Annotated in this window: 8 protein-coding genes; all 8 read right to left on the minus strand. The window is 40.5% G+C overall.

The features are described from left to right. Nucleotides 1-12 precede the first annotated feature (12 nt). Entirely contained in the window at nucleotides 13-2,541 is a 2,529-nt protein-coding gene (locus AC0L7T_RS25380; protein WP_473339352.1) for a hypothetical protein, read from the minus strand. Continuing rightward, on the minus strand, nucleotides 2,541-3,974 hold the full coding sequence (locus tag AC0L7T_RS25385; protein WP_473339354.1) for a RagB/SusD family nutrient uptake outer membrane protein: 1,434 nt from the start codon (nucleotides 3,972-3,974) through the stop codon (nucleotides 2,541-2,543). Before AC0L7T_RS25385 ends, AC0L7T_RS25380 begins: the two co-directional genes overlap by 1 nt. A 17-nt stretch (nucleotides 3,975-3,991) precedes the next feature. Continuing rightward, nucleotides 3,992-7,171, minus strand: coding sequence for a SusC/RagA family TonB-linked outer membrane protein (locus AC0L7T_RS25390; RefSeq protein ID WP_473339356.1), 3,180 nt, complete (start codon nucleotides 7,169-7,171; stop codon nucleotides 3,992-3,994). Nucleotides 7,172-7,199: 28 nt separating this feature from the next. Next, nucleotides 7,200-8,693 (minus strand): L-fucose/L-arabinose isomerase family protein, encoded by a 1,494-nt coding sequence (locus tag AC0L7T_RS25395; RefSeq protein WP_473339358.1) that lies wholly within the window; start codon nucleotides 8,691-8,693, stop codon nucleotides 7,200-7,202. 85 nt (nucleotides 8,694-8,778) lie between these two features. Next, nucleotides 8,779-10,008 carry an MFS transporter gene (locus AC0L7T_RS25400; protein ID WP_473339359.1) on the minus strand — a complete coding sequence of 410 codons (1,230 nt, stop codon included), beginning with the start codon at nucleotides 10,006-10,008 and terminating at the stop codon, nucleotides 8,779-8,781. Between the two features lie 263 nt (nucleotides 10,009-10,271). Continuing rightward, nucleotides 10,272-11,042 (minus strand): GntR family transcriptional regulator, encoded by a 771-nt coding sequence (locus AC0L7T_RS25405; RefSeq protein WP_473339360.1) that lies wholly within the window; start codon nucleotides 11,040-11,042, stop codon nucleotides 10,272-10,274. A gap of 222 nt (nucleotides 11,043-11,264) precedes the next feature. Further along, entirely contained in the window at nucleotides 11,265-13,031 is a 1,767-nt protein-coding gene (locus tag AC0L7T_RS25410; protein WP_473339361.1) for a peptidase associated/transthyretin-like domain-containing protein, read from the minus strand. 34 nt (nucleotides 13,032-13,065) lie between these two features. Next, nucleotides 13,066-14,043 (minus strand): FecR domain-containing protein, encoded by a 978-nt coding sequence (locus tag AC0L7T_RS25415; RefSeq protein WP_473339362.1) that lies wholly within the window; start codon nucleotides 14,041-14,043, stop codon nucleotides 13,066-13,068. Nucleotide 14,044 lies beyond the last annotated feature (1 nt).

Consider the following 14,044-nt stretch of genomic DNA (forward strand, 5'->3'; position numbering starts at 1 on the left):
ACCCGAGTTATATTACCATGAAAATGCTACTGTTCCTGAGACATCCTTGATTTCAAAATAGCGTTCATTGCCATTTTTCACCTCAGTGAAAGGGATCTCACCAGTATTCCATGGATACCTTGAATTTAAGTATACATTTAATTCTTCCGCCGTCACCCCATCGGATGGATAAATTCTAAGTGAACCGTTTTGTAATCCACTGACGCTATATCGCTTGCTTATCCCTTTTTGGCCGGAATGAAGTTCTTTAAACGATACCATTCCTGAGTTCTGGGTAATAAAAACACGACATTCTCTATGCCAGGATGTCGGCATGGTGTAGTTGGAAAAACCATCTGTAAGAATTGTCTCTAAGCCCAATATCAATGGCGCTCCTTGTTCAAATTTAAAGGACTGCTTTACGGTAGAATTGGGATTGTAACCGGAAAAGACGAAAGCATTGTCAGAACGATTGATCGTAAGTACAGGGTCTTTGATTCCCGCATTTTCCTTTTCTATTTTTAAATGCATCCCGAAGTTACCCAGCAGTTTCCTAAGCATGGCTGGAACGATCTGAAATTCTTCCGGATTGTCAGGCGTCAATAATCTTCCACCAGTAAAGCTACTGGAATTGGTACCTCTTAAATAAACAACTTTCCCTCCATTCCAATCAGGATCTTGCCTAAGCCATGCCATGTCCCTTACTTCATCTCCTTGTTCTACACTTGACAAAGCTTGAGTAAATGAATCTTTGGGCTTATGAATTACCGTACGGAAACCTCCACCAGAAAATAAGGAAAGGTGTCTTATTTTTTGGGGAACATCCCCCTTGATAATATCTATACCGATCTCTGAAAGCAGTTCCATCTCACCTGATAGCGGCGTGGTATTGGAAAGGTTGATAAAATCCATAAAGGTCTTGCTTGAATGATCCACAGGTCCAAATACAATAAGTTGCCCTCCATTTTTCACAAAATCCATGAGTGTTTTCTCATTCTTAGAATTCTTTTCCGGAGCAATTGTCATAAGTATCGAAGACTTAAAAAGGCCTGGGTTATTCGCAATGGCGCCTGGTAGAGAAGTAGTTGAAATCACCGTGTTCATAGGAAGTCCACTGTTGATTGCCTGTCTCATAAACCAGTCCCCATAATAAATCTCTGGCAATCTGTCGGTATAATCCCTTGCCCAATCGTGGTACTCATCAAACGGATAGACCCAAACCAATGGCCCTGGAGCTGTGGGCATGTCATAACGTGCTTTTAAGATATGAGGCATTACCTCGTCAGGCACCTGTGTTGGCATGTTGCCATAGGTATCATCAATGGTCAGGAAATTTAAATGCGTGGGCACTCCTATCTTTCCTTCTTCATCGATTCTTGCTACTGCCAAGGGCAAATAAATATCATGCGGTTCTCTTCCATAGCGGTCCAGCCAAGGACTATTGATCCACCAGGGATCGTGGGTATAATACCTGAATGGGAATCTATTGTCCGGCAACATGGCCATTCGTGACATATAACCGGCCAATTCTAAACCAAAATCTCCATCCAATGCTGCCCATGGTGAATTGGGTGGAGGCAACATATTAAACCCTCCTTTGTATATGTTTCTTAAATCTACCGCATCTCTTGCCAGATCAGCTCCTACAGAAAGGTTGGTGCCCCTGGTTTGTATAGGGTATTCAGGACATTCCTCCCTAAATAACTTCCAAAATCCTACCACTTTATCAGCCGATGAAGCCAGTTTTTCCTGAGCAAAATTTTCACCGGTAAAAATCGCTCCAGTTGCTGCCCATCCTTCTGCCCCAAAACCAAACCCATTGCTTAGCCAGATATAGTCAAAACCCAAGTCATCAAGAAAATGCTGACTTTGTCTACCAAAGAAGGTTCCAAATGGCGTTTGGTCAGGAATACCATCAGGAAAACCTGCATAGGACTCACTATCACCATTCAACACAGAATAAGAACTTACAAAAGTTTTGTGTCCCATGGCATTACCACCAAGTATTTCAGGGTGTTTCTCATATTTGAAAGGAGATTTAGCAAATTCAGGGCCTGGATCAAAGGTAGCCCCTACCTTAATTGGCTTGCCTGTTACTTTTCGCCCTTCCTCTTTAAGTACTTTTACAATAAAGGCAAGATCGCCATAGGTAAAGTCTGGCGCATCGTCCCGATAGACATAAGCCCTTTGATGCAAAGAAAGGGATTCTGGACCTGAACCCACTTCATGCGCTGTATTTGGGTTCCCCATGTATTTGGCCCACTCCAGCGGTTGGTCCATGGTACCCTTGTAATCTAGAATTTCAGAACCATCACTGGTCCAAAGCATCATCGATACAGTATCCGCATGCCTCAACAAGGAATGCCATTGCGTAAACATTTCATGAGCCACTGCCCTTATATAAGCTTTGTCCTTTTTCTTAAAAGGCTTAAGGGAAGATTCCAAAGTAATACTTTGGAAATTCTTACCTTTTAGGTTGTCCTGTGCCAGCCCCGGTACACAGACCAGGGCCAGCAACAAAACCAACCAAAAATTGCGCATTGTAATGTTTCGTTTCCTCATTAATAACCAGTGTTTTGTCCTAAGCTGGGATTAATATCAATCTCCCTAAGCGGGATAGGCATTATCGTTTTATAAGCCTGAACCTCAAAATTCAAATTGTTCCGCTCAAAATATGCATTCATTTCAGTTAAAAGCTTTCCTGTTCTCACCAAATCATACCAGCGGTGACCTTCCATAAATAGCTCAACCCTGCGTTCTTGTGCCAATGCAACTGTCAATGCTGCCTGATCCAAACCACTCAGGTCTTTCAAACCTGCTCGGTCACGAACCATATTAAGGTAAAGCATGGCTTCATCCTGCTTCCCGTTTTGATTAAGTGCTTCTGCATACATCAATAGTACATCAGCATACCTCAAGGCGGTAAAGTTGATTCCGCCATCTCCCTGCACCCCTGTAGTGAAATCTACAAATTTCAACCCATACAATTCTTTTTCAAAACCGCCTGAGATTACCCGTACAGAATCACCAATGGAAGCTGGTCTTCTAAGATCACCATCTTCATAGGCTTCGGCCATTTCAGGAGTAGGTAAAATTCTTCCTGAGCCCTGCATTTGATTAGGGAAGATATCCATATCAAATCTCGCAGGGGTAAATGTGCTGGAAAAGCCATTCCCTACACCCAAGTTACCAGACATGTATTTGATTTCAAAAATAGATTCAGGCAATTCGTCATTTCCATTTGTAAACAAGCTTTTATAATCCGATTCAAGCGAAAAATCATTACTATCTACAACTGCTTTTAATGCCGTTTCAGCACTGCTATAGTCCATTTTGGTTAGGTGAACCTTTCCCAATAAGGTCATTGCAGCTGCACTTGAAGCCCTGGATTTACCCAAGCCTTCCACTCCTGTGAGTAGCGCTGTGGCCTGATTTAAGTCGGCTTCTATCATTTGATAAACAGCTTCTTCAGGTTTTCGTGTCATGTCATAGGCCGCAATTTCACCTGGGCTTCGGAAAGCCACATCCACAATAGGCACAGGCCCAAATGTTCTAACAAGATTAAAGTATCCAAAGGCCCTTAAAAATAAAGCCTCGCCTTTTATCTGGTCTTTGATCTGAGTGCCCATGTCCACTTCATCAATTCTAGACAGTATATTGTTTGATTGGGAAACAAGGTTAAAACTTATCTGCCAAATTGAATTCAAATAATTATTCGAAGAGGTGAAATTGACCTCGTCCAACTCCACCTCAGAAATAGAGGGAGTGGTCCACTGGATTTCTGCATTGTCAGTCGTCAATTCTCCAACATACACTAAATTGGCGTCATACAGGTTCTGAAGACTTGAATAACTACCTATAAGTGCTGTCTCAAAATCGTTGGCATTTTTATAGAAGGAGCCATCGCTGATTTGATGTTCAGGCTGCAATTCTAGAAAATCTGAGCAGGAGGTCACCGCCAATACGGTCAGGATATATATGATATATTTTTTCATGACTCAATAATTTTAGGTTATAAGGATATTTTTAGGCCCAAAGTGTAGGTTCTTGGTAGTGGATAATTTAGATAATCAATACCTGCATTGACTACATTGTCACCTGTACTACTGGATTCTGGATCATAACCGGGATAATCAGTAAAAGTGTAAACATTGGCAACACTGGCATAGACATTCATGCCTGTTAGCCTAAACCTGGAAACAAGTTCTTCAGGCATATTGTACCCAAGCATCACATTTCTGATACGGATAAAAGAGGCATCAAACAAAAAATGTGAGGAAGTACCAAAACCCAATGCATGGTTACTTCTGATCGCTCTTGGGATAATTCCATCTCCAGGGTCTTCTTCAGAACGCCACCTTCTATCTTGTAAGACCAACCCATTTTGAACGCCATTTGACCCCATCAAAGCGCCTCCTGATTCAAGGTAGGTTTGCGCACCTTCGGAGCCAACGACCGCTATATTTAAATTAAAATTCTTCCATTGGAAATTATTGGTGATACCCCAAACAAAATCTGGCCAGGGGTTTCCTACAATTTTTCGGTCATTTTGATTGATTACACCGTCTTCATTTACATCCTCGAATTTTATGTCTCCGGCTTCCGTTCTTGGGTGAAACAAGGCAGCACCTTCTAACTCATCACTATTCATAAAAATCCCCAGTTTGTTGATCAAATAAAAACTGGAGACAGGATGGCCCACCTCTGTAATTTGAAAAGGCGAATTTGAAATTCTTCCACCTTCAGTAGCCAGTTTAAGCACTTTGTTTCTATTTGCCGTAAAAGTCAGGTTGCTATTCCAAGTGAAATTGGTCTTTTGAATATTCACCGTATTCAACCCTAACTCAAAGCCCTTATTCTCTATATCTCCAATATTCTGAACTGAACTGTAAAAACCAGAGGCAGCAGGCAACTGAACAGCCAATAACAAATCTGTTTTCAGATCCCTGTAAATATCTGCCGTAACATTAATCCTGTCCTTAAATAGGCTCATGTCTATCCCAAAATTGGTTTGTTTTGAAATTTCCCAGGTCAAATCGTCATTCGCAAGACTACTTGGCACCAAACCTGGTATCAAGCCACTCTCATTGATATACCTTCTGGCAGACAATAATCCGATATGGGTATAATTTCCAATTTGATTGTTTCCGGAAATCCCGTAACTGGCCCTGATTTTAAGGTTACTCAGAAAATCAGCATTGCTTAAAAACTCTTCCTCTGAAATATTGTATCCCAGGGAGAACGAAGGAAAAGATCCCCACTTGAAGTTGCTTCCAAATCTGGAACTTCCATCTCTCCTAAGGGTAGCAGTGAAAAGGTACTTGCTGTCATAGGAATAATTTACCCGAGCCATCACTGACAATAACGACCACTCACTAAGTGTTTGCGTTCCTGCATTGACTATTCCTCCAGAAAGGTAGGTCACATAATTTGTCGGGAAGTCAGAGGCTCCTGCGGATAAACGATCCCCACTGTTTTTCTGAGCGGTAAACCCTGCGACAGCATTTAGAAAATGCTTGTTGTCAAAGGACTTGTTAAATGTCAGTGTGTTTTCATTCAGCCAATTGAGGTTGTCCATTTTTGTGGCTCCTGCTGTTGCTGGGTAGTTCAATGAGGTATATTGAGGAACAGCATTGGATCTCCAAAGTCGGATATTACTTGAGGAATAATTGATCCCTGCAGATGATCTGAACATCAGGTTTTCGCTTATGTCTACCTCTATATAGTTATTGGTGTAAACATTCATCACATTTCTCTTGTCCACAGAACCTTCACTTACTGCCAGGACATTGGCTAAAAATCCCAGTCCATCTGTAACATCTGCCTGGTTGAAATAATAGTTGCCCTCATTGTCATAAACTGGAATTGTTGGGGAAGCAGCTAACACATTGGAAAGCAATCCGCCCTGTCCATAATGTGATTCTGTGTTGGCAAACCTGCCATACCCATAAGAACCATAAGTGGAAGTACCGATCCTTACCTTGTCGGTAATCTGAGCATCCACATTCACTCTTAAATTAAACCTGTTATAATCAGAGTTGATAACCACACCTTCCTGAGAAAAATACCCTCCGGAGATGAAAAAACTTGTTTTATCTGTTCCACCTCTGGAAGATAACTGAACATTTCTTACTGGGGCAGTTCTAAAAATTACATCCTGCCAATCTGTATCTGTAGTCAGGGACGAAGGATTTCTAAATTCCGGCCTTACCCTACTTGCAGCATTCCTTACTTCGTTTGGATCATCTATGGATCCTCCACGGAAAATCCAGGCATTGTCTCTTCCATCGGCTACAAAATCAGCATATTGACTGGCATTCATCAAGTCCAGTTTATTGGCCACTTCCTGATAACCATAGGACATGTCAAGGCTAATCTGTGCCTTTTCATAATTCCCCCTTTTGGTGGTTATGATCACAACACCATTTGATCCTCTTGAACCGTAAATGGCCGTTGCAGAGGCATCTTTTAGAATCTCTATGGAGGCAATATCTGAAGGGTTAATAGCACTTAATGGGTTGATTCGGTTCGCAGTATTGGAAGCCATGTCTGCAGAGGAAAAAGAGTCTCCACCATAACCCCGCATATTTGAATTAGATCCTCCATCTACCGGAAAACCATCAATCACATACAAGGGTTGATTGCCTCCAGAAATAGAACTCACCCCTCTGACAAGAATGTTCACATTCCCTCCTGGTGCACCTGTGGTCTGGTTGATCTGAACCCCAGCCACCTTACCTTGTAGCATCTGATCAAAACTCCCAGTAGAAGGTTGCAAAAATTCCTCACTTGTGATCCTAGAAATGGAACCACTAAGGTCTTTCCTTTTCTGAGTACCATACCCCACGACAACAACTTCATTCAGTTGTTCCATATCCATTTGGAGTTCGATGTCTAATGCGCTTCGGTTGCCTACTTGAATCTCCGTCTTGGCAAAGCCTACATATGAAAAAACAAGAACAGCATTTCCATTGCCTAATGTAATTTCATAGCCTCCGTCAATATCTGTAACCGTCCCGTTTGATGTGCCTTTTTCAAGGACCGTAACGCCCGGAATTGTGGCTCCATCTTCTGCAGACGTCACCGTTCCTTTTACCAGCAGGCGATTGCCTGCTTGTGCCAATAGCTCGTAATGGCCCATGCTAAAGCAGAGTACCATCACGAAAACAAAACTTTTGATAATTGTTTTCATGGTCAGTTATTTTGGGTTAATCATTAATTCAGACTACTATTACCGATTCTATATTTAAATAATTGGCAATTTTCTGTATGCTTTGGGCATGGTGCCCTATGCCCAAAGCAAAATGATGGGTAGGTCCTTCTTTGATCCAATTGGTCAAGAAGGTGCGTACATCGGGTTTGAAAAAACCTCTTGTATTTGTATTTCCTGTAGGCGGTATGGGCCCTTCTACTGATTCTCCTTCAGCGATAACAAATTTGAATTTGCCTTCATAATTGGAGCTGATGCTCAGCATGGTAATCGGTCCTTCTTTAATTTTGAATTCTACGCCAGCTCCAAACCCTGGTTTTCCATGGTACTTTTTTAAACTTCTTAGCACCGGTTTTCCCTGAGCGATAGAGAGATTATGGGGACCATCATGCCCCACCAAAACAAAGTTTTCCTTGAAATCTATTGGGTGAAATTCAGCAAAGCTCCCACCTATATCGAATCGGTCCATGATAAACATGGCCATACAGCATTTCAAATCGGATTCTCCACACATGGGAAATCCAGAACTTGTTAATAGCGAATTCCCAACAATAAGATTGGACATCACCAATTGGGTTTCACTTTGGTCTTCCCCATTGTAATAATAGGCCAGTCCATCAAGATTCCTATCTTTTACAAATTTCTTTAAAGCCACCGAGACACCGGCGGCAACTTTTAAGTCTTCCTTTTTTAACTTCTCAGAGATGGGATCAGAAACGGGGTCCGGCGTGTCGAAGAAAGATAAAATACGGTTCTCTTCCTCGGCGACCTCCTCTTCAGAAACTTTCTCTGCATAATTGCCAACAATTTCATTGGCTTCACATTGGACGATATGTACACCAAAATGGGCAGTAAGCATGGTGGAATCAGTATGCATATCGAGCATTGCTTCTATAGGATGACCTATATGGCCAATCCTGGCTGTTTTCAGCCCATGTAATACATTTGCTATTTTACAATATTCATTGATCATTCGCTCTGACTCGGGATCATCGTGCAAAGTACCAATGATCACTTCTGGTACTTTTTTACCCATTCTTACAGCCACACCGGCAAATTCAGGCAAAGAACATACATCATCATTGTAAAGCTGCATGTAAGTAGAAGCTTTACTATAATCCATGGCCTTGTCCGGTTGCAAGGCAACCAGCACTATTGGTACATTTATGTTTTTAATAATGGTCCCAAAAGTGCTTGACGTAGCATAAGTAAGCATGTCGCAAAATATCAAGTCAAGATTCTCTGCTTGTAGCCTAGGCACCAAGTCATAGGCAGACTGGGCATCATCCACTAAGCCAAAATCAATGACCTCAGCCCTATTTTTCTCAATTTTATCTATCAGCACTTTTTGCTTCGCTAATAAATCATCCAAAAGCCCCTCAAATTGTGCCCAGTATTTGAAATAGCCTACACCAAAAACACCTATTCTAGGCAAAGAGGATTCCCTTCTTTCAATTTTATATTTACCTTTCACAGGATTTTCACTTCCATTATTTTCCTTCATTTTATTAAGTTTAATATTTATTATTTCTCTTAACGCACTATGTTAATTTTGACAAAATGATTCCATTTCTATTGCTATGTGTGTTTTATTTACTGAATTCGATTGTTTTAATTTTTGGTATAAATACCATCAAAATGACAAATGCCAAAGGATACATAATGCCTGAGACCAACCAAAGCGGACCATAGGAATAGTTTTGGGCAATCCATCCGATAAATGGATTGATGATCATTCCAGAAATGGCCCCTGCTGTCCCGGATAATCCCACGACAGAGGAGGTAGCATATTTACCAAACACATCGGCTATAGCTGTAATGTAATTTGTGATCCAAAAACCATGTGCAAGCATCATCAAGGACATCAATAGTATGGCCACTTCAATAGTAGAAACTGTAGAAATAAACGGTGCCACAAGGGTTAGTGCCGCAGCAAAACCCATCACCCACTTCCTAGCAGCGTTGATACTGAAATTCCTCGCTACCAGTTTATCTGAACACCAACCCCCTAAAATATTGGAAAGGCCCAATGCCAGGAAAGGTATCCAAAACAATTCCCCTATACGTTCGAAAGATAAATCTCGCTCCTGATTAAGGTATTTGGGCACCCAAAACATCAAAAAGTAAAATACCGGGTCCAAAAGAAACCTGATTAAAATAAATACCTGAACAGTTTTATTTTTTAGGAGCTTTTTTATAGAAATCTGCACGACAGGCTCAGCAGAAACAGTCACCGCTTTCGCCTCTCTGGCCTGTAAACTATTTTTCCAGGATTGGCTAAACCAAAGAACAACCCATACGATACCTATTACTCCCGGAATGACAAAACTCCAGCGCCAACCATATTCCCCAGCAATCAAAATGGTCAAAGGTGGTGCCGCTACAGCCCCAATTGCAGCGCCTCCTATAGCTATGCCATTGGCAAGTGCTCTCTCTTTTTCTCCAAACCATTCATAAACAGTCTTTGCTGCTCCGGGAAAACATGCTCCCTCACCCACGCCAAGTAAAAAACGAAATCCCAGCAATTGGGAAAAACTATTCATGACCCCATGTAGAACACTGGCCAAAGACCAAATTCCCACTGAAAAGCCAAGCCCCTTTTTCCCTCCGAATTTATCAATTAAGCGACCTCCTATGGTGAACATCAGGGCATAGCTAACCAGAAAACCGGTATTCACCCAGCCATACTGTACATCGGAAATCGAAAGTTCTTCTTGAATTTTTATTATGGTCATGGATAAGACCTGCCTGTCTAAAAAATTTAGGCCTGTAGCAATGAATACCATTGCTAGAATATACCATTTGATTTTTGGGTTCATTGTACTTAACGCTCTAAGTTAATTAAACAATGATATAACCTTAAAAATTAAAATGCAAGTTATTGTAAATTTTTTACGAAATAACCAAGCTATAATCAACCTTTACGGAACATAAAAGTAAATTTAAACGAAACACCAGAATTTTTCTTAACGCTCTAAGACAAGTCTTTTAGATGATAATAGGAGCATAAAGTGTTTTTCAGGAAAAATAAATACCAAAGGATAAAAAAAAAGATCAACTTTGGCAAGGGCCCGTATTGGACTTAATTCCCATTGTACTCAGGATGGGCGATGATAGCAAATTTATATTTATCCCCTCTATAGAGAGATTTCTCTAATTCAAGCACAGCGTCTTTGCTGCTTAGCACCACACTGTCCAGCACAAATACAGGTAAAGCACTTTCAAATTCAAAATTATTTGTTGGGTCATCCGGTGGAAGAATGATTGCGCTTAGATTCTGCTTGATGTCCGAAATTTTCAGCTGGTATTTATCTTCATATACCTTGAAATAGGACAGGTCTGTGGAAAGCATATTGATCTTGGGGCAAAGCTTTAAAGAGATGTATTTGGTCTCATCTTTTAACAACATATCGTTTGCATACCTAAGCTGATGCACTTTTAATACGGGGCCTTCTATAATGTAATTTTTCCCACTAATTTCTGCAGACACACCATGCTCAAGCACTATTTTTTCCAGTACAATGGTTTTGGGTTTAAAACCTTCTACCTTCAAACCTTCATCAAAACCCCTCCTGGTGGCATCGATTGAGCCTAAAGTTCTAACTAGGTGATGGTCTTCTGTTTTATTGAGCACAAAGGTACCTTTGCCTTTTATTCGTTGGGCATAGCCACGCGACTCAATTTCCTGAAGGCTCTTTCTGGCAGTGGTATTGCTTACCCCAAAGGAATGAATCAATTCATTTTCAGAGGGCACCTTTTCCCCAGGAAGCAACTCTCCAGAGTTTATCTTACCAATGATTTGCTCACTTATGGCAATAAATTTAGGGGTCTTGCTCTGGTTCGGATTTTTCATAAAAGAATAAAATACCAGTCGATTTTTGTTTCGACCGTTTAATAAGGCACTAAAATCAATAGAATCCTTTGTAATAAAAGGATTTTAACCCTCAAAAGTAATAGAAAAAGTTCCAAAATCCAGTTCATCATTCCTGGAATATCAAAATAGGCCTGTTAATAGGTAATTATACCACTTCTCTACTAAGACAAGATTACTGCGAGCCCTTTTGCTTTATCCGAATTAAAATACGTACTGTACACCAGCGTAAAACCCTGCATGCAAGGTATACCTACCATTGCTTGTAGTACTACTGGCGATAACATATCCAGGACTGGGGTAAGTCCAGTTTTTATCAAAGGCAGTAAATCCAATAGAAGGGCCTACAACAAGTTTAAAATGATTTCCTAACCTATACCCAGGGATTAATCTAATAAAACTTGTGTTGTTAGTCAAACCGGTAAAGTCTGTTGCCTGCCGGTTTACAAATTCAAAATCCATTGATACTTTACCTTTATTAACAACATGCAAACCAAGCCCAAGATCGAATCCGTACATCATTTTTCCAGACTGCTCCATTATGCCAGTTCCTATTAAGCCAAATAGCTTTCTTCCTCCAGATCGAAAAGTGATTTGCCTAAATTCAGTTTCATCGCTACCCAAAGCCAAACTTTTTTGCCCATCTTCTATGATATTAATCAGCCCTATGGGGTAATCACTAGATTTGGCAATATTGATTAATCCCGAAAATTGAGCACCCGTAACATTTTCGGCTTTGTTTACCAGACCTGCTATTTGAAAACTTACTTCTCCTTGAGAATAATTATTTAATCCTGCTATTTGAAATGCACCAGTACTGGTATTTGCATGGTTAGCCAAACCTGCTATTTGCAAAACGTTAGCCTGCGCTGATTTATTTAGCAAACCTCCTATTTGAATGTCCGATGAGCCTGCTGTGTAATTATAGATACCTGCAACTTGTGCACCACATACATCACCCCTTACATGATTGTAAATACCGCCGACCTGAAAACCATTCACATTACCATACACAAAATTATGGATTCCTGAAGCTTGAAAACCACCCACATCACCACCTGTCATATTAAAAATTCCGGCTACTTGAAAAGCCTTAACATCCTTCTGATTAATATTAAAAATACCAGCAACTTCCAATCCCTCTACCCCCGCAGTATAGCCTCCTAGAATATTCAAAGAGAAATTATTTATCATTTGACTGTTAAAGATCCCCTGAGAACTCAATCCTGGAGTAAGGGATACCTGCATAGGACTCTCCACGAAAAACCCTCCCAAATTAATTCGTTGTACACGTTGCCTAAATCCAATCAAAAGGCGTCCCAAAGCACTGTTTTCCATTGCTTCAGCTACCCCATTCTCAGGATAAAATCGTATTTTTTTCGGTTTTTCCCTCAGCCCTACATCCACTGTTGGCAGGATAATAAAGGAGGTGTCCCGATAAGCTTCCTTACTTATTGCCAGCCAAATGAGGTCATTTGGTTGTTTTTTGAATTTCAATTCAAAATCTCCGTTTTCATCCGACAAAGAAGAAACCAAAGTGTTTTTTTCGTAAATACTGGCAAAAGGAACTGGCTCTCCATTGTGATAATCTCTAATCTTCCCTCTAAGAATTGAGGACCTATTCCTTTTATCAAAATCAATGTCCAGTTTCCCTGGCGCATATTTAATGATTACATATTTATCATGCTCCTTGAACTCGTAGTCCTCCCCTAATAAGACCCGTAGAAAACCTGCTACCTGCCCTTCATAGGAGGGAACCGAAACTGGTTCATCCAGATTGATCAGGCTACTCTGATAGGAAAAATAAAAACCCTGTTCTTTTGATAGCTCGTCCATAATATCGCCTAAAGCGATTTGATTGGAAGCCACATAATTCATTTCATTTAAAAGAAAATCCTGTGCACTAACGATTTTAGGAGAAGTCAGGCAAATGATAATTAACAGAATAAAACCACGAAATTTAAAAATCATAACTTTAAGCAACAGACCCTTCGAAGGTAAAGAATTATTCTATAATTATATTGTCGCCCTGTTGAGAAACAGTTAACTCAAGTGTTTGGCTGATGATTTCAAGGTTGTCATTCAATGAACCATATGGGAGGGTAGTAGTAATAGACATCTCCTTTGCCCGCGCTGACAAAACCTCAACATCACTATTATAAGCGGTATTTAAGGCCTCCACAAGCGTTGTAAGTTTTAAATTTTTAGCCACAAACTCCTTACTTACATAATATTTGAACAGTTGATCGGTGGATACGCTCTTTTCAATGGCTCCGTTATCATTATTAATGATAGCCTTTTCATCTTTTTGCAGCAATAATTCATCCGCACCTGTCTTCACCTGTACGACACCTTCATCCACAATCACAATTGTTTTTTCTTTGGTTTTTTTAATATTAAAAGAAGTGCCCAAAACCCTAACTTCCAATTCGTCTATGGCGATTACAAATGGCTTTTTGGGATTCTTTTCCACTTCAAAATAAGCTTCACCCCGCTCCAGCTTAACAAGGCGATTATTCCCCAACCATTTCTGGCTATAAGTTAATTTAGCGTTTTTATTAAGTGTTAGTAAAGTGCCATCCAATAGCACTTCTTCTATCGCTTCCTGGTCAGCCATTAAAGCGACATTGGAATAAAGTGCTTTCCCAGAATGCGGTAAAAAGGACATGACTATTGCCGTGATTGCACCCATAAGCACAAAAGCTGCCGCAACCTTTGCCCATCCAGAAGTCAAAAATCTTTGCTGGGCCTTTGGCTGTACCTTTTTTTGATTTGCTTCACGAAGCATTTGGAAGCGCTCCCAAGCAGCATCTTCATCCATATTATCCGTCTTAACCAAATCTTTTGACTTTATCCAAACCCACCTAAACTCTTGAAAATGTTTCTTATGTTTAGGATCTGCTTCAATCCAGGTTTCCACTACTTTAACCTCATCTGGATTGGTTTCCTCAAGCAGGTATTTTATAAGTAAGCTATCTTCCATC

This window comes from Cyclobacterium sp. 10D3-21 (genome assembly GCF_055809755.1).